This is a genomic window from Ruegeria sp. C6 (assembly GCF_056537625.1).
Genome location: NZ_JBQFRW010000013.1, coordinates 1 through 19,938 on the forward strand (window position 1 = coordinate 1; position 19,938 = coordinate 19,938).

Genomic DNA, 19,938 nt, shown 5'->3' on the forward strand with positions numbered 1-19,938 from the left:
GGTTGATGCAGGGTGCCAAATATGGCGTCGCCATGGATTCGGTACCGCCGCAATTTTGCTGTGGAGAGCTTGAACGCGCTATTGTTGCGGCATCCAAAGGTGAGCGCCCTGATGTCATAGTGATCGAAGGACAGGGCGCACTTAGCCATCCGGCCTTTTGCACTTCCGCATTCATTCTGCGAGGCAGTCAGCCACACGCGGTAATTCTTCAACACGCGCCCAAGCGCGAACGTCGATGCGACTTCCCAAACATGGCCATGCCCGATCCCTGCGACGAGATAACCCTGATCGAGGCTTTTGCGGACACAGAGGTGATTGGCATGACAATCAACCACGAGGGAATGAACGAGACTGAAATTACAAAGGCCATCACAGACTATAACTGCAGATTGTATCTTCCAATCACTGACGCATTGAATCGGCCTTCATCGAACCTGGTGAACATGGTTCTTTCGGCATTTCCCCGCTTGCAGCCTATACCTGTAGCGCCGAGGGAATGACCGCGCCGCGTATCACTGTTGATCTGAGCAAAATTCGTCACAACACCCGATGCCTTGTTAATCGCCTTAAGCCACGCGGGATCACCGTCACAGGTGTGACAAAAGCCGTATGCGGTCATCCTGAGATTGCGAATGCCATGCTTGAAGGTGGCGTGACTGGACTGGCGGACGCGCGGATCAGCAATGTCGTGCGGTTGCGCAATTCTGGGATCTTATGCCCTTATCCTTGATCCGAACCCCCATGTTGAGCCAGGTCGAGCAAGTCGTTGCTAATTGCGATGACAGCTTCAACACAGAAATGGATATCATCGCAGGCCTAGCCACAGAGGCGCGGCGAAAGAACGTTGTTCACAATATAATTGTGGTAGTGGAAATGGGTGATATGCGGGAAGGAATCTTGCCTGAACACCTTGAAGATACTGTGTCTCAAATCCTTAAAACGGAAGGTGTCGCTCTGAAGGGAATTGCCACGAATTTCGCCTGTCTGAGTTGTGTGGCACCCACTCCGGAAGCAATGACCATGCTTTCTTCGCTTGCCGTCGACACTGAGCGCACAGGTGGATCCATTCTTGAAACTGTATCAGGCGGTGGCTCTGCCAACTTACCTTGGGCACTTGGCAAAGAGACGACCGGTCAAATCAACAACCTGCGTCTGGGTGAGGCCATCCTGCTGGGTACCGATCCCATATCAGGGCACCCGATCGACGGTCTTTATACAGATGCTTTCAAGCTTTTGGCGGAAGTAATCGAAACCAAGGCCATAACAAAACAAAATCCAGTGCTTTCAATGGTGTGCATGGCCACAGACAGACCCTCGAATACTCGGTCGATCCTTGCCATTGGACTCCAGGACACCGATGCGGCCGGTCTTACCTTTCCCGCTGGCGTCACCTTCATTGGAGCCACCAGCGATCATATCGTCATTGAAACCACCAATTCCCCGCTTCGCGCTGGTGACGAGATGACATTGCATATGAAGTACAGCGCACTCACGCGCAGTATGGCTGCGCCCGATGTTGCAAAGATAGTCCGTAAGGAGAAAATTCTGACGGAATGCATCGCTGCAAACACTGCTCGTCCATCCCCAAATTGAAGGTACCACAGTCGGGCCGCAACGTAATTGATCCGGGTCTCAGCAAAGGTCTTATTCTGCGGCATAACGTAGTAAATTGAGACCTCAATCACTATATTGGAAGTAGCCGCATTTGGTTTTCATGCTCATCCTGGGCATGAAAGTGTTGCGGACAATCAAAGGATCGAAAGCATGTCTTTCAAAGACCTGACGACCAGAGCGGATGCCGCGCTGAAGGCCAATCATGCGGACAAGCCGCAAAAAGATCTGGATTCCGAGGGATCTGACGCCGGCCCCAAAAAACCAAAGCCTAAGCCTCAAAGTTCATAAGACCCTGCCGGGAGTGGGCGACTTGTCTTTGTATACGTCTCCGAACGAGCGGTATCAGCTAAGGAGACGTACGCAAATGGACCAGATTACCAGTAAGACCACCGCAGTTTTCTCCCGACCGTTCACATTCCCGGGATTTGACGAAATGCTCCCGGCTGGTGAATACGAAATAGAAACCGAGCTTTCTGCACCGCCTGACTATTTCGACCCAGAAGCCTGGAAGGCCTCGGTATTGATTTACCTGCACCCGCGAGAAACCCATCCCGGGTTGGCGCGAACCTTGACCGTTTCTCTGGCTAATCTCGACAGTGCGCGTGCTCAGGACAAATTGTCCAAGAAGGAATTGTCGAAGTTTTTGCTTGATCAACTTCTGGCCGATCCGATGGTGCAACTGATCATGGAAGCTGATGGTGTGTCCGAGACTCAACTTCGACACCTTTACTCGGGATCGGATTTTTCTGAGGCATCCGGCGGATTGTCGGATCATGGAGCCAAACGCCCAACATGCGGAGGTGACTTCCAGGACACCTTCGCAATCGAAGTAGCTGAGAATGAAGGAATGCCCATCCGTGCCGTTAATCGTTCCTCAGATTGCAGGCGACCCCTCGCATTCGATTGAACCTGACATTGCCTGCGCATTCTCCAAGCAACGAGAGTGCTTTTTCTCAACTCTTTCTTATAGAGCAACTGAATGACCCAAACGGAAACCGAGGTGTGACCTGATGAAAGAACCCGACAACGATACAGAAGCGATCTTGGAGCGCGCGTTTAATGACGTGCCGAAAGAACGCCTGTGCCTTCGTTGCAGAGTTCCGTTCTGGAGCGAAGGGTTTGGGGAGCGGATTTGTCGGCGCTGCAAAGGACTGAGCGCTTGGCGAAACGGTGTGTCGGTTAGTCCTGGGTTAGCTCGACGTCGCTAGATTCTGACACCAGTACAATCGCCCAAGTTAGAGCAAGTCTCAGGCGATGTTATTGATGCACATAGCTGTCTCAGCCTATTTCCACTGTCCCGGCTTTTCGGTGCGACTTTTCTTTCCAGGATCAGGCAACTCTTCGGGGTGTCAAGGCTTGTTTGATACTCCCGAGCAACCCATCAATGAATGGCTAACGTTTTCCTTTTTGACCTGCTGTCTCCTAAAATCGGCCTTCAGTCTTTCGATTCAGACCGACCAAGCCGAGCCGTCGCAATAGTGCGGGCGGCTGATATTAGGAGACTTACACCATGGCAAATGGCACCGTGAAATGGTTCAATTCAACCAAAGGCTTCAGCACTATAGAACCTGAAAATGGCCAGAGGGTCACGTTTGATTTGGAAACTGGTCGTGACGGGCGCGACAATGCCGCTAACCTGGCGCTGGCCTGAACGTCTTCCGGGCACCCTTGTGGGTGCCCGTTCGGACATTTGGGTCCGATGAGAGATCGGAGGCCAACAGGTTGCGGGTATAGGATGGCGTCGGCATGGCAATGTCAGCTCTGTACACCACATCGCACTCGTTCGTGCCTCGCGCAGCATTCGTTATCCTGGGCTCGATCCGAACCGCTGCTGCGGCGCGAACGTAGATCCGGTCCGGATTGGCGAACGGCACGTACCGCCCGCCAACGTGGTTCAAATGTCGATTTGCTCTGCAATGCTCAGCGCATCTTCAAGTTCGACGCCCAGATACCGCACTGTACTGTCGACCTTCGTGTGACCGAGCAAGAGCTGAACCGCACGCAGGTTTCCGGTTTTCCGGTAGATCTCCGCCGCCTTGGTCCGGCGCAGGGAGTGGGTGCCGTATCCGCTGGGATCCAGCCCAATCGCGGCCACCCAATCCCGCACAAGCCGACCGTATTGGCGCGTTGAGATATGAGGGCGGTCGTGAAACCGACTGGGAAACATGAACCGGCACCCAATCATTTCCGGAGACTTGATCCATGCAGTAATCGTATCCCGCGTGTTTTCAGAGAGTTCGAACTGAACGGGTCGTTTGGTTTTGCTTTGGATCACGGATACCCTTTCGCGAACGCGATCATCCCTGACCAGGTCGGTGACGGCCAGTTTCACCAAATCACATCCACGAAGCTTACTATCGATCGCCACGTTGAACAGCGCAAGATCGCGAAGATTCCGGGCCAGTTCGAGCCGCGCGCGGATCGCCCAGACCTGTTTTGGCAAGAGCGGACGTTTCTGGCCAATGATCCGGCCTTTGTTCCAGGTTCTTCGTTTCGGGGTGACGGCGGGAAGTTGGACTCTTGACATAGTTTACCCTCCAATCCTCCCGCCAAGCCCTGACATCAGCACCGCGCTGACACCCGAGTTTTACTAGTGGTTTGAATGGTTGTAGTCCGGTTATACTTTGTATTGAAAACGGCGCGAATGCATTGAGTCGGACCGAACCCGAACTGTACTTATTTTATTAGCAGCACGTGCTCGCAGAACGATAGATATGAACTTCGTCCCTGTTCCCGGGCATTAGGGTAATTTACCCCTGTCCAAGAAAGGAGCATGGAATGGGACAATCGAGACGCAGACTTAAGTTGCCGTTCCCTGTTGGTCCGATCCTAAATCACCGCAACGCCAGATTAACGCTGGATAATACATCTCGGTGTTTCACGAGGCAACTTAGCCACCGACAGTTTCAAACCCAATTTGCCTTGGCGGTGCTTGCATCACGACGAGGGGAACTTCCTTGACTCTATGCTGGCTAAGAACCACAAGAGTGTATTGGTGAAAATTACTCGTTGCCGCGATGCTGCCGGCTTCGATGACCCAATGGCCTTCAGACTAATTGTAGCATGTGCCCCAGCATAGGAACGGGTTTCGCTGGGGTCTTCGCTATGAGCTCGTTCCTCGCAAGCATTCGCAACTGTCACCTGACATACACCAGTCATTGCGTGACCCATGAAAGAAGGCGCCGTATGAACAGCACATGGCTCATAGATAGCGTGCTTGATGATCGATAGATCAGGTCTCAGGCTCCGTTTCAATCAGTCATTCAACGTATTTACGCGCTGCATTCTTTGTTTGATCCCGACACTCTTGGTGTTGCTCTCAGGAACGCAGCTTCCTGCCCAAGTCGCCGGCAATGCCGACGGATCTGTTTGTGACGAAGGTTTCGAAAACAAGAACGGATCCTGCCTAAGAATTGACTTGCCGGAAAACGCGTATTTGACGGGCAGTTCCTATGGCAGTGACTGGGAATGCAATCATGGATTCAAGCATGTCGGGGAGTTTTGCGATGAAATCTATGTTCCTGAGAATGCCTATCTTGCGTCGACCGGAGATCGATGGAAGTGCAATCGCTTGTTCCAACGTGTCGAAGATAGATGTGAAGAAATGTTTGTGCCTGAAAACGGGTTCGTCGAAACACGATTTGGTGCGCAGGAAGCGCATTGCCACTGGGGTTTTCGCAAAGAGGGCCGGGAGTGCGTTGCAATAGAAGTTCCCGAGAACGGGCGCTTATCTGACAGGCGAAGCGCTGATGGCTGGGTGTGTCTGAGAGGATTCAAAGCGACGGAAGGTGGCTGTGACTTTGTGATCGTTCCCGATCACGCATACCTCGCGTCTGACACATATTCTGGATGGAAGTGTGAGCGTGGTTTTCGCGCGACCCAGGACAGGTGCGTTGCGATCCTTGTACCTTCAAACGCTCATTTGAATCGAAGAGGTGATGGTTGGGAATGTAATCGGCCGTTCACAAGACAGAACGATAAGTGCACCGAATATGTGCCGCGACAGTAGGTTGGTGGAAATCAATACCGCCTGAAACATCCGGAAGGACCAAGCCGTGAACCATAACTCAATTGATGAAAACCTGGGTAAAAGCCTCAAAGCCGAAAGGGCGCGTCGCCGGTCCTACGGGATTAAGATGTTTATCGCGACGGCGGTGTTTGTTGCGGCGATAATTGCAGCGGTGTTTCTCTAATGCGTAAAAATGCCCCTCAAGTAACCCTTCCCGCCTCAAAGATGTCAGCTCGTGGTCTGGAACAAAGAGCATTTCAGGACCGCAGTGTTCGAAAGGCGCGGAACGCTGACGTATCTGGTGTGATAGAGGAAGAATTTGGAAAGTACTTGATTAAGGCTGGCATTCTGAGCGGTAACAGCGTTGCGCGCGCCTTCCCCAAGCCACCAGCTAAAACGCAGGCAATGATTGCCGATGCAGTTGGTGAAACACCGGCATTGGCCATTGAGGCCCTAAAAAACATTCTCGAAGAGCGAGACAGGAAACGTAGCGGTCAACGCCGTTTGGAGGGAAACTCCGGTACGCTCGTGCCCAGTGAAAGAGAATATGCCGAGGCATTGCGCCAGATCAGGCTCACCCCTGCGCAGGTTACAATGCTCAAAGCACTTACAATCGCAGGCAAGGAAGGTCTGACTATTGGCCACTTGTCTCAGGCAGCCGGTTACAAATCGCGCGAGGCGTCGATCAAGGTCTTCAAGAAAATCGGACTATTGATCGCAGAATATCTGGAACTCGAACTTCCCGAAGCTGGATCGGCACAGAATGATGGAGCCGCGCAGGTCCTGGCATTTTCTCACATCGAAAGTGACGATGAGCCAGCAACTTGGATTATGCATCAGGAACTGCGCGACGCTGTTCGTTTGGTTCTATGACGCAAACTAAAGCACCTGAATCCGAAGAGAGTTCCTGACCGTTCCAAATGCACGAAAGGTTGCACACGTAGCTTATGCTGGAGAAGAAACCATACCCGCTCGACCTGATCTATGTACCTGTGAAGCGTACAAAAACGCTTGATCAACAAAAAGTCCTGACGCTGGCCGAAGATATTCTGAAGAACGGCCAGAAGACCCCGATCCAGATACGCTCGGACAATAAGAGGTTTGTGCTGATTGAAGGCCTTCACCGACTAGAGGCCATTCGCGCCTTGGGCGGTGATACGGTCGAAGCCTATTTGGTCCGCGCCAGACTACACTAAATGCCTATTGGAATTGGCGTTCGACAAAGCCTCGGAAAATGTCAGAAGACGTTGACTTTCTTCATCCCAAAGATGCAAACGTGCACAATGAAAGCTCTCATATAGAGTAATACGCTGGCAATTTTCCAACTCAGAATGGTCACGCAAAACCTCGTTTAGCCGATAAAACGGTATGCGGCTGGCAAGGTGGTGAACATGGTGCACACCAATATTGGCAGAGAACCACCGCAATATGCCCGGCAGGGCATAGTGAGAGCTTCCATAGAATGCGGCATTCTGAAGATTCCAAGCCTCTTCCCGATCCCAGGTCGTGTGTTCAAACTGGTGTTGAATGTAGAAAAGCCAGATACCAATCGACGCGGCGACGATCATGGTAGGCAGGAATACAAAAACCAGTACATCCAGGCCTCCGGTCCAAAAAATCAGAGCCAGGACCACCGCAATCGCGGCGTTTGTTCCCATTGCACTTGCCCAATACAGCCAGCCTGACCGCATGAAACCAAAGGGCAAGCGATTTTGAAAAAAGAACGTGTAGACTGGTACGATACAGAACAGGAAGAAGGGGTTCCGGATTAACCTGTAAGCGGCACGCCCGAACCAATTCCGTTTCAGGTATTCCTCAATGGTCAATGTAGGAATGTCACCCATACCACGCCGATCAAGGTTACCGGTTGAGGCATGGTGAATCGCATGGCTTTGCCGCCAGACGTCATAAGGAGTGAGGGCGAGAACACCCAGAACCCGGCCAGTCCAATTGCAAACGGTACGGTTTCTAAAGAATGATCCGTGACCACAATCATGCATGATGATGAAGATACGCACCAGAAATGCGGCGTTCAGGATGGCCAGTAGAACAGCGACCCAAATGCTAAGGGATAGCGCAAACCACGCTGCGCCCCATAGCGCGACAAAGGGGATGACAGTGATTGTCAGTTCAAAAACACTACGCTTCGTATCGGGCACACGGTATTGCGCGAGCGCCCGGGTCAATTCCTGCTGTTGCAACTGACTTGTTCTCCAACGGCTCTTTGGAGCCCACTGTGCAAACGGGCACCCCAGAAGGGTGCCCGAAGCAGGCTATGCGAGTGCCAGGTTGGCGGCGCTTTCGCGTCCGTCACGGCCAGCTTCGACGTCAAAAGTAACCTTCTGACCGTCTTTCAATTCGCTAAGGCCGGAACGTTCAAGTGCTGAAATATGCACGAACACGTCGCGCTTACCATCTTCAGGCTCGATAAAGCCAAAACCCTTGGTCGAGTTGAACCATTTTACTGTGCCATTTGCCATGGTGGAAGTCTCCTAATACTTGCCGCCCGCATGATTGCGGCGACTCGGCGCGGTCGGTCTGAATCGAAAGACTGAACGCCGAATTGAGGAGACAGCAGGTCGAAAAAGAAAAACGTAAGCCTTGTGTATATGGACTTTGAGTACACACGATACAAGCCTTGATGCAGTAGAGGACAACAGTGAATTTGAGCCTCCCTAGCTCAAGTCAGGATAAAGAGAACCAGAGTCGTTGCTAAATCGCGCTTTGTCTGTGTCCTGTTCATTGCCGGACAAACGCTTGCTGCGCCCGGAACGAATGGTCCGTCTTCACGCCGCAGTGCCGCGCTAACGATGATGCACATGTGATAAAATCTGTGCTGCGAGCGCGCGCAGCGAGAAAATCCGAGGTCTGGTGAGGGCTCAGTGCGGTCGCTCAGAAAAATTCAGTGAACGACCGGTGTGCGGGACAAAGCAGTCTTTCGTAGAGTCTCTGAAGACGAAGATGCAAATGGGTGATAGCTACAGATTATGGCCACGACATCTGCGCGAAATCGAACATCCATTCCTTACGCATTCGCGGTTATTGGTGTTCTTTTTGCTTCAATCTGTTTCGGCCTGGTTCCCTACTTCAGCCGCAGCCTAACCGAACAGGGCGTTGCACCCTATGCAGTCGCATTCTACCGTTACATTATTGCCGCTCTTCTTCTGCTTCCTGTTCTCATCGTGCACCGAAAAGAATGGCGAGAGATCACTTGGGGTCTTTTCGCCGGAGCCGTAATGGGGCTTGGTTGGATCGGATATGTAACGGCGCTGGAGAAGCTGCCCGCATCGACAGTGGGTGTGCTTTACATGACCTATCCAATGTTCACCTTAGTTATTGCTTGGGCTGTGTTTGGAGATGCACCCACGCGACGCGCCATGTTGGCCGCTGGTCTGATTGTGGTTGCAGCTGTCATTGCTGGCTCGCCTGCGTCAGTGGCTGCGGAATACCTACCGACGCTGCTGCTATCCCTTGCCGCCCCATTTGGGTTTGGCTTCGGAATTTGCGTCCTGGTACACAGGTTGTCACGGATTGCGCCGTTGGCACGTATCGCGTCAGTTTCTCTGGGGTCTGTTCTTGGCCTCGCCCCGCTCATCTTTGGTGCTGAGGTTGGAGAGCTTCTCCCAAGGGAACAGTCCGATTGGCTTTTCATTGTTGGTATTGGTCTGGTGACCGCTTTCGTGCCTCAGCTTATCTACACAATATGCTCGCCTGTTATTGGAGCTTCTCAAACTGCGGTCGTCGGAAGCATCGAATTGCCCACTATGTTTGCCGTGGGATACCTTGCTTTTGGCGAAGCCATCACTTTTCCTCAAGCTTTTGCATGTGCCTTAGTGCTGGGCGCAATCGCGATCACAAGGAGTAGAAAGACGCGCAACGTAACTATCGTGCTCGCAAAATCACCAAGGCGGTAGTACTAGCCTCGATGCTGCCGTTCTCTGAGGTGAGCAAGCTCTGTACGGGTATTTAACGAGATGACGACGGAGCGGTGCGGGTAGTTTAATCGACTGCGCGGAGACCGATGTAGTCCTTTTTGCTCATTAGGGTTGCTCAATTGCCACCGAAAATTTCTTACGAAGACAAAACAAGCTTAATTTTTCTCATTGAGCTTTAAGGTAGATTTGACTCACGTTTTTTGAGCGAGGATAAGGCAGATGGCAATCGGTAGGCTTGTAAGTCTAAGCCGAGTTTCACGGTGCAAGATTTTGGTGGGCTTCAGCTCAGCGATCTCAATTTATCTGATACTATCCGCCAGCGCACACGCCCAAAGTTCCCAGGGTTGCGTAGAATTGGGCTCTCCTCGGATAGAATATTCATCCGGATCTGAAAGCACTCGCGTTAATCAAACAATTTCAACGACGGAACGCACGTGTCTGCCGATCCCAAACGGACCCATAACAGGACTTACAATTGGCAACTCCTCAATTACGTCCTCAGGTGAAGTTGAGTTGTATGTTCCCGGCCAAAATACCGTTCCAACTAATGCTTCAGTGTTAACTCTTCTGAATGTTGATGTCGCCGCAGGCAGCGGAGACTTTGTATCTAGGGAGGCGTTGGCAACAAACATCAACGGGAAGCTGAGAGTGAACCTCATTGGAACTTCGATTGGTTCCGGCAGATCAATGACGTTCGCTCCCTTCAACGGCGCGAATATCGACCCCACTGAAGTTTACTTCCAGTCAGACCGACCGTTAACCTACGACAACCTGACTGTTATGGGGGCGACCGAAGTCGTTTTCGGGGCGTACTATATCCAAACTCGGGTTGCTGAGGCTTCTGATTTCACGCTGACGAATAGTTCGATTTCTTCAACCAGTGACATGGCGATTGCGGCAGGCACGACTGTTCGGCTTGATGCGGCAAGCAGTTTGAACACCGTAAACTTTGAGAATTTTGGCACGCTGGCCGGAACGGGAACCGTGAACGCATTCAACTTCACAGTTAAGAACGGAGGGGTGCTTTCGCCGGGCTTTTCAATTGGTACGCTTAACAATAGTGGCGGTATCGCATTTGAAACTGGGTCAAGGATCTTAAGTGAAGTCGATCCGACGGCCGGTCAGAAAGCCGATTTGGTGTCATCCAGCGGGCCCGTTACAGGGATTAACCGCGCCACTATACAAGTCGAAGCCGCTCGTCCCGGCCTGACTGCGCAGGACTATGCTGCTGGCAACGACTACACGGTTTTTCAAGCCTCGCGTTTCGATGGAAACTCCCCAACTCTTGTTGCCGGAGGATCTCTGCCCGCCCTATCCAGTCTGAGTATCTCAAACACGCCAACCGCGGACGGTAGAATCGACATAGCGTTTTCGACCCTCCCCGTCTCGAGCTTACCGCAGCATCCAGCAGTTGTAGGATCACCCAATGCAAGCAATCTCGCTGGTGCGGTGGCCAACACTGCAATCAAGTCACCTGGAACCATTCTGACCAACGGCACAACCTTGGGCAATGCAGTTAACACGCTTACCAATTCAGGTTTGGCTGGGTTTAATCGTGTGCACGCAGAGCCCTATTCCTCCAATTTGACCGTTGGGCTTGAGCAACTTGACCTGATAACAAACACTGTGCTGAGCCATGCTGACTGCCGCAAGTATCAAGCGGTTGGCTTCAGCAATGCGGATCAACCCGTTGCAGAAGGCGACATCGACTCGGCCCACAGCCCAAGCGGCGCAATAGACTGCTCTGATCGGCGCTGGTGGATCGACACGGCCTATGTGAGCGGGGACGTTGATGGAAGCAATGGCCTTGGGACATTCGACTATTCGCTGGGCACGATTTTGGTCGGAGCGGATGTCGCAAGCACCGATAGAGGTGTGGTCGGCGTGTACGCAGGATTTGGGACATCCTCCATGGATGAACACGATCAAGTCGATCAGGACTTTTCGACCGACAGCTATCATGTGGGCGTCTATGGGCGCACAACAACCGGAACTTGGGAGTTCTCCGGGCTGGTCGGTTACATGTTCGGTGAAACCGACGCCAAGCGGAACAACCCTTCTGTTGATGGCTTTACGGGAGGCGAGGCAAAGTCTGATTTGGACCAAGAGGGCATCCATGCCGGTATCCAGGCACGGAAGCTGTTTAACCTGGACAGCGGTGCAAGGGTTTCTACGGTTTTTGGATTGAACTACGGGCGTATCCAACAAGGTTCAGGCACAGAGACGGGCGGTGGTGATTTCAATTACTCGATTGAAAAAGCGAACGCAGAATCGCTGGTCGCTTCTATTGGAATTGACTACCAGCGGGATTTCTTGACAGAGAATGGTGTGCTAACCCCAATCGCTTTTGCTCGTTACGAGTATGATTTTTTTGCCAACAAGGACAGTGAACACGAAATCACTGTCACGAGCCCGATATTTGGGACATTCACGCAAGTCGGACAAAACCGAGGCGCCAATGGTTTCGTTCTTGGGCTTGGGCTGGGCTATCAGATTTCTGATCTGGCGAGACTAACGGCAGGATATGGCTATTCAGTTCGCTCCAATGGCCAAGAACATGGCCTGGGTGCAAACTTAAGTGTTCGGTTCTGATTAGGGTGGACCAACGAAGAGGAGTGGTAAGCTAGCTGCAATAACTTGCGGAAGCTATTGTGGCGATGTGGGCTTCATTCTCTAGCGATCAAAATTTGGGGATACTAAAAACATAAAGCCGCGATTTCTTGGCATCGTCTGTCAGGATATAGAGAAGCCCTCTGGTCTCATCGAGAGCGATCCCTTCGGGATGTTTAACTTCCTTTTGTTTGCCATCTTCTGTGAACGTCAAACTGATAGACTTTACGGACTTGGACTCTGGATTGTAGACGAAGATTTGACGGCCTTTGTCACTCACAATCCAAAGAGAACGTGAGGACGGGGACCATGCTAGGCCACTCAAATCCAGTTCATCATCATCCACACGCTCGGAGATAAAACCTGCATCGCGGGCTAAAGGAATGATCTCAACAATTTCGTCTAGCGCTGGTGATACGACCATTAACAACCTTGGTTGTCCTTCAATGCCAATGAAGACCCTCCCGGATTCCGGGTCGACGGCGATGCCCTCAGGTCCCTTGTTCAAAGGATTACCGACGAGCAATTCAGCGGCGTCCGAGTAGCCTTTGAGAGATGTGAGAGGGATTGTAGTTAGTTGATTGGGGTCAGTCGGGTGAACGACTAGAATTGATCGATCAGTTTCCTGAAGTACTAAAACAGTCCCATCTTTTCGTGATGCGACGCCCTCCAAATCTGATCCTACCAATGCTGGTAACTTGAAAGAGTTTCCTAATACCCCGTCGACTCCGAGTAGGTGCAGTTTAGGTTCGGCATCACTTACAGACCACAAGAAGCCTTCAGCGTTAGACATTGCCAAACCGGAAGGCTCCGAAAATCCCTCTGATTTGTCTGCCACCTTAAATTTATCGACCAGAACCAAACCAGCACTTTCGGCGTAGGCAAAATCGGTCCAAGGCAAGAAGGCTGCCGCAACCAAGCTGGCCGCAAAAGCGAGTCGTCTAAGTTTGCAGAAACACCGTGAAATTTCAGCTTTTGACGAAAACACTCTGTTTTCTGTCATTGGATTCTCTCGCGCTTGGACCACATCCCTGTATCAGCGTTCGTATCACAGTCCGGATACGATGTCCGAAGAATGCACTGTAATCTCTTTACCTGATCCCGCCTGTTGCGATTGAATTGAATAGGGCACGATGTGCCTTTGGTTAAGCGTAAGCCTTTGGCGTGAGCAGGAAGGAAGACAAGTTGAATACGACCCTCACATTTGTGACCGTGTTGTTGATGCTGCTGTTGCCAGGTGCTGCGGTGTCACAAGTCGACCCTGCGACGATGCTAGCCGGGGCTTCGGGGTCGGAAATCGTTATCGAACGCCGGTGGACGCAGTTTCGTGGCAAACAGGAACTGTATTTCTTTACTCTCGATGTGATCGTCACGATCATTCTGGCTGGCTTGATCGTCTATCATCCGGTGAGACGTAAAGCCCGTAGAAGCGTCCGCGACATAGTTATGCCAAGGCTTTTCTTCCTGTATGCGCTTATCGGCATGGCGGTTGGTTTCCTGGTGGTTCAGCACGGGTCAATGATCGGTTTTGTCATATTTGGAATCGGAGCGTTGCTCAGGTTCCGCTCCAATCTCGATGATCCGGTGGACACTGTCGAAATGATAATCGTGACTGTTCTTGGTCTTGCGGTCGGTTTGGGCTTGCCGCTGATGGCCACACTGGTGGCGGTTGTATGTTGGTGTTTCATTTGGCTTGGTGGAAGAAACAAGGGTGTAGAGATTTCCCTCAAGGCCTCAGACGAAGAGCACTCGTTGAATGTCAGCGGCGCCATTGAAGCTATGGCCGCAGACGCTGGATGGAAGCTGGTCAGAAAACACCACGTCCCCGGAAAATCTCGCGTTTCATTGCTGTTCATCACCTCGGGTGGACTTTCAGAAGCTCGGATAGAAGAGATGATAAACGATCTGGTTCCTGAAAAAGTTGAACTGAAACTCAACCTCTAGTCATTTAACAAGGTCTAAACGTTTCAACACCGCGTTCGGGGATCTGATCTCTTTCGGGAGCGACTTGAAGTTTACCGACCTTTCGAAATCAGGCCCTCGATATACTGCTATCCCAAACTCTCCGTTTGGCTGGAACGTAACATGAGTGAAGCTGTGAGGTGATCTGGCTTTTGAGCCAATAAGCCGTCGCGGGCCACCCCCCAAACAAGCTTGAGAGACGTAAGCTACCCCGTCTTTCCAACCGGGATAGAAGGCATGATGGTGGCCTGACAAATGCAGAACGACACCGCTTTCCAAATAGATTTTTTCAAGTGTTGGGTCACCGATGATTTCGCGTTCGCGCTGGATCGCGAACGGCCAAAGTGGGAGGTGACTGAATGTGACAATCGGGTCTCCGTCTGCACCCAGTTCCTGTAGGCGGTCCTGCTGGTCACCGGACAGGGGTCCTAGGGTTGTTGCATCCAGAGACGCAAACGTAATGCCCTGCATCTCAAATGCGTAGAAGAACGGGTAGTCATTTGAAACCAGGAAATCGACGTCTGGTTTTCTCGGAGTCCATTCCTCTGCGTATATTTTTCTTTCACGCTCGAACCCACTGTAGGCGGAGGCATCATGGTTTCCAGGCGTGACCGCAAATGGAATTCCGGCAGCCGCTAGAGGATCTGATACGGCCACGTGAAACGCATTCCACATCTCCATGACCTGTTTGTCGGACAAGTTGGGAATGCGCTGTCCCGCAACCATATCTCCGGTCGAAATAACCAGATCTGGATCAATCTCGATTATGCGCTCAATCGCCTTGTCGACGCGGGCATCGTATCTTACCGAACCATAGCTTCCATTCAGATCCGATATGACGATGACATCCAATGCCGCCGCTTTGCAGGCGAGCAGAGCGGTCCAAATGAACACCGCAATAAGAGCAGAACACCTACGGTACATAACAGTCCACAGCCTCTACCTCGGTGCCGTTTCTCAAAAAGAATGCGACAGGATCCAAGTCGAACATCAAATCGCCATTTGAACAATTGCTCTGGAGAATGGACGTTGCCAGCGCAGTATTTTTGACAACTTGTGCAATCTGACTGTCTGACAACCCAAAGCTTTGCGATAGCCAGTCATAGAATGGGCCTTGGGATTGGAGGTCACTATTCAATGCAATCAAGCGCCGATACGTGCTTGGAGAGAAGTGGCGAATTTTCTCCAGCATTTGAGTAGATTTCGCGAAGTTGGCGTATTGGACACGCCCACCAGCATCGTTGTCGTTTAGATTGCTGCGACGGATCAATAATGCGTCGTCGGGAACGTCTCCATCGTTTGGCTCATGGTGCTTGGCTTTCTTATGCTTCAGCTTTCCGTCTTCGACCCAATACCAATAGGGTGTGAAGTCTATGTTTCCTACACGGTCCTGCTGGCTGAAGATGAAGTCGAGTAGAACAATTTCGGTAAGTTCTTGCATCCAAAATGCCATCTGTTGGTCACTGACATCGGGGCCGAGATCCTTGTTGATGATCCGGTCTTTTCGGCCTTCTTTAACGCCCTCTGCAATGGCCTCTGAGATTGGTTTTGAAGACCGCAGAGCCAAAAAAGCTGGCGTTTCCTGAAAATCGAGGTTTTGGCCTTTCCCCCAACCAGATTTGCGGGTGCCGTTGATTTCCGAACCGTATCGATGCCCAGGACTATCAAGCAGTACACCGTATATTTGCGTTCGATCTGCGGTGAATAAATCATCGGTCGGTTGGTATGAGTTCGGATCGGCGTCCGCAGCTGCAAAGACCCGCCAGCCTTCATGGTTCATGCGCCCGCCATGAGAGCCACCAGAAATCGCAAGGCCAGGCTCTGCAACCTCGGAAAAATGCGCCTGGGCGTCCATGCTACGCCAAACGGCGACTGGAACTTTGACAGTCGCGTCGAAATATCTAGAGAAATGATAGTAAAGCAGCGACGAAGTGGAAAACGTTCCACTGGTGCCCTTTTGGTTCATGGTGGACTTGAATTTAGCGACCCTGTCCTTGGCCAGATCCTTCGCCGCCTTCCCCTCTTTGCAAGCGTTTCTCTCGAATTCAGAACGGTTCCCCGTGTAGGGTCCTTCCGAAATATCGTAGACTGCCATTCCTGGGCTGGTGCTCCAGGTTTTTGGGCAAATAGCAATTTCGGAGGCATAGAAATCGATCTCGCAATAGGACGTTTCTTCCTCAAGATCGCTTTTCTTATACTCGCCCGCTGGAACTTTTTCGATCCGAATACAGCGTTCAGTAACGCCGTTGGGACTATCAAATGTCGTGGCTTCACCGAGAACATCGTCGTTAGCCCACAAGACAGTGGGTGCAATTAAAGCAAGTGACCCCAGAAGATTGAACTTCATTTGGATAGTCCTCCCAATATCATTTGGGGCAAATCGCTGCCTGTTGCTCGTTGGAGATCTTCAATTTTGGGTCGACACTGAAGTTGGAAAATTTTGAGTCAATCCACTGGTCGCACCCGCCTGAACAAGGGGCTCCGTTTCGGGCATCATTCCAATATTCCTTGGCCCTTTCTTCTGTCCAACCGCAAAACTGAACGAGCGCCATCGCCGACAAAGCACCTGAGGAATGAACGCCCCACATGCAGTGCACCAGAACAGGGCCCTTTCCAGGGTTTTGAATCACCTCGTGTATGGACGCCACGACAGCATCGGGTCGGGAGGATCTGGCGCTCTGATAGTCAAAGGATCCGTTTCCGCAGATGGTGCGACCGTATTCAGTGTTTTTGCCGAAGTCGGCATAAAACCCTGTTGAAAACCCTTCACTGCACAGAGTTTCGCGTTGACCTTCACTTAGGCCAGTTCGATCCTTGTCGCCGCCCTTGAAGCCGGATCGATACAACACTCCGCTTAAGACTGGGCGAAAGAAAGCGACACCATCAATGCCTCCGTCACCACCCTTTGAAAGCATTTGACTGTTGCTTGGACCGCCATTTCGACTGGTCACGTCAGAATTCGCAGCGGTTGCGAGAACACCAATGAATATGAGGGACGCCAAAAACCGCATGCCAAATCCTTTCTATTCTTGAACCTTTAATGTTCAAACTCTTGCGACCTGATAGTCTCTCGGAAAGGCTAGTTCATGACAACCATATCAAGTGGGTAAATTGCTTTCCGCTGTGAAACTTTAGATTGGCCACACGAGATTGATGATAACGACGACTACGAAGTAGGCTAGAACAACTTTCCAGTTCCATTGGTGTTTGTTTTCTTCGTTGATCACGCCAGCCGATTTCAATGCCAGGTTAGTGATGATTAAGGCGACAACGATGACCGCCGCATGTGCCAAGTCGAAATGCAAACTTAAGCTCCCATTTGCAGATGTTTGATTGATGAAAATGTGTCAGCAGCCACCTGATGGCAGCATAGCTACATCTGAGTACCTTCCATCAGATGTCGAGATCCGAGCACATGCACCAGTATCCTTGTTAAACCAGTACGAGGTCAGCCCTTCGCTTCGGATGAGTTCAAATCCGAGACTTTGGATGCCCATTTCAGCTTGGCCCGCTCTTGCCCCTTCAAATGACGAAAGATCGCTAGAGCTGCCCACAGTTGGTGCACTTGCATCCACTGATCCGCCACTCTCATCGCATGCTGCCAGTGCAGAAATACATACCGCGCCGATCACCATTAGGACATTGGTTCTCATGTGTTTTTTTCCTGGCTGTTTTTGGAACGTGTTCAAGGGCTTCTGGTCGATCACCTATTCAATTCCGAAAATTACGTTGTAGTCGACGGAAGAGTTGCTGCGATTGATAACCTCCACAACATGATCACCAGATTGCCAAAGCTGCCCTCGATACTCCTTGTCCGCCGACATCAATCCCAACAGTTCAGAACCATCGGGGTTGCGAATAACGTAGTCCGAGGAGCCATTTCGCGGAGCAACGCGGACGTAAAGAAACTGTTCGTTTTTCGCACCAAGAACATATTGCTGCGACGCTCCGGGCGCGAGTTCACCAACGAGTTCTGCGCCAGTGGAACCAGGATCAAATTTGACACGCTGGCTACCAGTAGAACCTGCGGCACCTGCCATGGCTCCACCGCCATCATCCATCGCCTCGACAACCGACATCTCTCCAATGCTTCCATCCTTGTGCGCAATGCATCGCCAAAGTGTTCCACCTGCATCACGCAGCATGACGAGCGTACCAGCTTCCGAGAACTGAGAGCTTTCAATCGTTCCGGATTGACCGTCTGGTCCACCAACCTGCCGCAAATGGTCGATACACGCGTCGTCGGCTTCTGACATTGCAAAAGCAGCTGTGCTCGCGATTGCGAACATGGGTGTGAGGAGCTTGAGTAAAACGAGTTTCATCAGATTGTTCCCTGTTGGCTCGTCCTTACTGTTTTGTTCCGTACAAAGCGGAACCTCATTTAGCTTCTCGTAACTTTGACAGAAACTCATCGCATGCCTGTGCGCTGCCGACGATCTCGTCTGTCGTTTCAATTCCTTGCAGAGATGCAATCTCGGAATTTACGCGATTGAGGATCTGATCCGCTTGCTCGGCGGTGATAAGGTTCTCGGCTTGTGCTCCTTTCAATGTGGTGCAGACACCCGCGGACAAGCCTGTCGCAACACCGACACCCACCGCGGCCCCGCTACCCAAGGTCATAACCCCAACCACGCCAAGGATGAGCCCGATCACAATTCCCAAGATCACTTTTCCCATGTTTTCCTCCCTTTTGGTGAGACAGAGGTCCGCCTTCATTTCTGGTGTAAACTGCGAGCCCACCTGCAAATGAAAACCAGCGCCAAAATGCTGAGCACCGGTGCAATCGCCGCGAACCATGGCTTGGCGGACTCCGAAACTAAGTCCGCTACAAGTATCCAAGGTAGTCCCAACGGCAGTAGGAACGCTCCGGACAAAGGGTCTCGTTCCTGTCCCAACGAGCCAAATGTGCCCGTCAAGAATGCAAACAACGCCAACAGGTACAGGACCGAGAATACGATGATGGTGGTTCTACAAACCAAGTCGAGCCTCGGCAGATCAAGCCAGTTTTGCGCAGCGGATTTCAGCTACGCAGCAGACAGGTCACAATGCGCCTTCGTCGCCCAGGAACTCGATTCCAGCTGTTGCGCCATCACTGTAAGCAATGCAATTCCAAGGAGCACGATCCTCGCCTACGCCGACTGTGACCTGTGTTCCCGCCTCGCTAAACGCGGATGAGAGCACCACGACTTGCGAGTTGTTCGTCGTGTTGGCTACATCTCGCAAACACGCCTGCTGAGCCAGCGTGAGTTCGGCGGGCGCACTTGATGTACTCGTATCGTCGCAGGCCGCAAGCAGTGCGAAACATGTCGCGCCCGCAATCATCACCATCTTGTTGGTCATCTTCTTCTCCCTCTGGTTCCCTTGAAATTAGTGAAATTGGATGCGCTTGTTTGAAGCTCTCGCGTCTGTGCAGCCAATTGAACATACCTTGATCCTGTGACTACCTTTCCCAAAACTTGCCGCGGTGGGCTTGGTCGGCGGGACGATATTTCGTTGACTATCGGGGCCGACATTAACGTGTGAAGGCCGAATGAAGTCGCTAGCAAATGCTAGAGCGAACTCTGGAAAGAGAGCGAGTACCTTAAGTCTGAGCATCGCGTCCTCCCAGCGCTCAATCATTGTAAAGTGCCTTCCGACCGCTAGCACTCACTCCAGCAGTCGAAAGGGCTCGGCACAGCGAGCAGCAACGACAACAACGGAGGTAAAATAAAGTTGTGTCGAATTCGCATGTTTGAATCTAATTTTTAATAAATCAATATTTTTTCCGCGCGTAAATTTCTCTACGCTCTCGTACGATAGGCCTCTGCA

At 51.6% G+C, this 19,938-nt stretch carries 22 protein-coding genes; 11 read left to right on the plus strand and 11 right to left on the minus strand.

Annotated elements, in window-relative coordinates; all coding sequences use genetic code 11:
* The 5 genes from ACR0MJ_RS20380 to ACR0MJ_RS20400 form a co-directional block, all read left to right on the plus strand.
* A partial coding sequence (locus ACR0MJ_RS20380; protein ID WP_480762389.1) for a DUF1611 domain-containing protein occupies positions 1-500 on the plus strand: 500 nt, incomplete at its 5' end.
* Positions 497-730 (plus strand): alanine racemase, encoded by a 234-nt coding sequence (locus tag ACR0MJ_RS20385; protein ID WP_480762392.1) that lies wholly within the window; start codon positions 497-499, stop codon positions 728-730. The genes ACR0MJ_RS20380 and ACR0MJ_RS20385, both read left to right, overlap by 4 nt.
* Before the next feature lie 11 nt (positions 731-741).
* Positions 742-1,593: an alanine racemase gene (locus ACR0MJ_RS20390; RefSeq protein WP_480762394.1), complete on the plus strand. Its 852-nt coding sequence runs from the start codon at positions 742-744 to the stop codon at positions 1,591-1,593.
* A gap of 385 nt (positions 1,594-1,978) precedes the next feature.
* Positions 1,979-2,521, plus strand: a complete 543-nt coding sequence (locus ACR0MJ_RS20395) for a hypothetical protein (RefSeq protein ID WP_170684144.1) — start codon at positions 1,979-1,981, stop codon at positions 2,519-2,521.
* Between the two features lie 603 nt (positions 2,522-3,124).
* Complete coding sequence (locus ACR0MJ_RS20400) at positions 3,125-3,265, plus strand: cold-shock protein (RefSeq protein WP_170684146.1); 141 nt, start codon at positions 3,125-3,127, stop codon at positions 3,263-3,265.
* A 243-nt stretch (positions 3,266-3,508) separates the two neighbouring features.
* Here ACR0MJ_RS20400 and ACR0MJ_RS20405 read toward each other — a convergent pair whose 3' ends face one another.
* A complete protein-coding gene (locus ACR0MJ_RS20405; RefSeq protein ID WP_170395533.1) occupies positions 3,509-4,141 on the minus strand; it encodes a tyrosine-type recombinase/integrase in 633 nt (210 codons plus the stop codon).
* A gap of 1,528 nt (positions 4,142-5,669) precedes the next feature.
* Between ACR0MJ_RS20405 and ACR0MJ_RS20410 the strand changes: the two genes are divergently transcribed.
* From ACR0MJ_RS20410 to ACR0MJ_RS20420, 3 genes are all read left to right on the plus strand, one after another.
* Positions 5,670-5,807: a hypothetical protein gene (locus ACR0MJ_RS20410; protein WP_170395535.1), complete on the plus strand. Its 138-nt coding sequence runs from the start codon at positions 5,670-5,672 to the stop codon at positions 5,805-5,807.
* Positions 5,807-6,496, plus strand: a complete 690-nt coding sequence (locus ACR0MJ_RS20415; protein WP_170684148.1) for a hypothetical protein — start codon at positions 5,807-5,809, stop codon at positions 6,494-6,496. The genes ACR0MJ_RS20410 and ACR0MJ_RS20415 overlap by 1 nt, the downstream gene beginning before the upstream one ends.
* Before the next feature lie 74 nt (positions 6,497-6,570).
* Positions 6,571-6,819 (plus strand): ParB N-terminal domain-containing protein, encoded by a 249-nt coding sequence (locus ACR0MJ_RS20420; RefSeq protein WP_170395539.1) that lies wholly within the window; start codon positions 6,571-6,573, stop codon positions 6,817-6,819.
* On the opposite strand, the gene ACR0MJ_RS20425 is transcribed toward ACR0MJ_RS20420, so the two are convergent.
* Both ACR0MJ_RS20425 and ACR0MJ_RS20430 read right to left on the minus strand, forming a co-directional pair.
* Positions 6,811-7,824 carry a fatty acid desaturase gene (locus ACR0MJ_RS20425; RefSeq protein WP_170684150.1) on the minus strand — a complete coding sequence of 338 codons (1,014 nt, stop codon included), beginning with the start codon at positions 7,822-7,824 and terminating at the stop codon, positions 6,811-6,813. The genes ACR0MJ_RS20420 and ACR0MJ_RS20425 overlap by 9 nt on opposite strands.
* Before the next feature lie 72 nt (positions 7,825-7,896).
* Complete coding sequence (locus ACR0MJ_RS20430) at positions 7,897-8,103, minus strand: cold-shock protein (RefSeq protein ID WP_170395543.1); 207 nt, start codon at positions 8,101-8,103, stop codon at positions 7,897-7,899.
* Positions 8,104-8,610: 507 nt separating this feature from the next.
* Here ACR0MJ_RS20430 and ACR0MJ_RS20435 point away from each other — a divergent pair.
* Both ACR0MJ_RS20435 and ACR0MJ_RS20440 read left to right on the plus strand, forming a co-directional pair.
* A complete protein-coding gene (locus tag ACR0MJ_RS20435; protein WP_170684152.1) occupies positions 8,611-9,537 on the plus strand; it encodes a DMT family transporter in 927 nt (308 codons plus the stop codon).
* A gap of 534 nt (positions 9,538-10,071) precedes the next feature.
* Positions 10,072-12,150 carry an autotransporter family protein gene (locus ACR0MJ_RS20440; RefSeq protein WP_480762399.1) on the plus strand — a complete coding sequence of 693 codons (2,079 nt, stop codon included), beginning with the start codon at positions 10,072-10,074 and terminating at the stop codon, positions 12,148-12,150.
* Between the two features lie 88 nt (positions 12,151-12,238).
* On the opposite strand, the gene ACR0MJ_RS20445 is transcribed toward ACR0MJ_RS20440, so the two are convergent.
* Complete coding sequence (locus tag ACR0MJ_RS20445; protein WP_170684154.1) at positions 12,239-13,171, minus strand: SdiA-regulated domain-containing protein; 933 nt, start codon at positions 13,169-13,171, stop codon at positions 12,239-12,241.
* Positions 13,172-13,386: 215 nt separating this feature from the next.
* Here ACR0MJ_RS20445 and ACR0MJ_RS20450 point away from each other — a divergent pair, with 215 nt between their 5' ends.
* The gene (locus tag ACR0MJ_RS20450) at positions 13,387-14,112 is read left to right on the plus strand and encodes a DUF4956 domain-containing protein (protein ID WP_480577971.1); all 726 of its coding nucleotides are present in this window, start codon (positions 13,387-13,389) and stop codon (positions 14,110-14,112) included.
* Here ACR0MJ_RS20450 and ACR0MJ_RS20455 read toward each other — a convergent pair whose 3' ends face one another.
* The 7 genes from ACR0MJ_RS20455 to ACR0MJ_RS20485 all read right to left on the minus strand — a co-directional run bounded on the left by ACR0MJ_RS20455 (position 14,113) and on the right by ACR0MJ_RS20485 (position 19,470).
* Positions 14,113-15,054: a metallophosphoesterase gene (locus ACR0MJ_RS20455; RefSeq protein WP_170684156.1), complete on the minus strand. Its 942-nt coding sequence runs from the start codon at positions 15,052-15,054 to the stop codon at positions 14,113-14,115.
* Entirely contained in the window at positions 15,044-16,477 is a 1,434-nt protein-coding gene (locus ACR0MJ_RS20460; RefSeq protein WP_170684158.1) for a hypothetical protein, read from the minus strand. Before ACR0MJ_RS20460 ends, ACR0MJ_RS20455 begins: the two co-directional genes overlap by 11 nt.
* Before the next feature lie 19 nt (positions 16,478-16,496).
* Positions 16,497-17,141 carry a protein-tyrosine phosphatase family protein gene (locus tag ACR0MJ_RS20465; protein WP_480762402.1) on the minus strand — a complete coding sequence of 215 codons (645 nt, stop codon included), beginning with the start codon at positions 17,139-17,141 and terminating at the stop codon, positions 16,497-16,499.
* 336 nt (positions 17,142-17,477) lie between these two features.
* Entirely contained in the window at positions 17,478-17,837 is a 360-nt protein-coding gene (locus tag ACR0MJ_RS20470; protein WP_480762404.1) for a hypothetical protein, read from the minus strand.
* Complete coding sequence (locus ACR0MJ_RS20475; RefSeq protein WP_170684160.1) at positions 17,838-18,452, minus strand: hypothetical protein; 615 nt, start codon at positions 18,450-18,452, stop codon at positions 17,838-17,840.
* A 55-nt stretch (positions 18,453-18,507) separates the two neighbouring features.
* The gene (locus tag ACR0MJ_RS20480; RefSeq protein ID WP_170684162.1) at positions 18,508-18,927 is read right to left on the minus strand and encodes a hypothetical protein; all 420 of its coding nucleotides are present in this window, start codon (positions 18,925-18,927) and stop codon (positions 18,508-18,510) included.
* A 243-nt stretch (positions 18,928-19,170) separates the two neighbouring features.
* The gene (locus ACR0MJ_RS20485; protein ID WP_170684163.1) at positions 19,171-19,470 is read right to left on the minus strand and encodes a hypothetical protein; all 300 of its coding nucleotides are present in this window, start codon (positions 19,468-19,470) and stop codon (positions 19,171-19,173) included.
* Positions 19,471-19,938 lie beyond the last annotated feature (468 nt).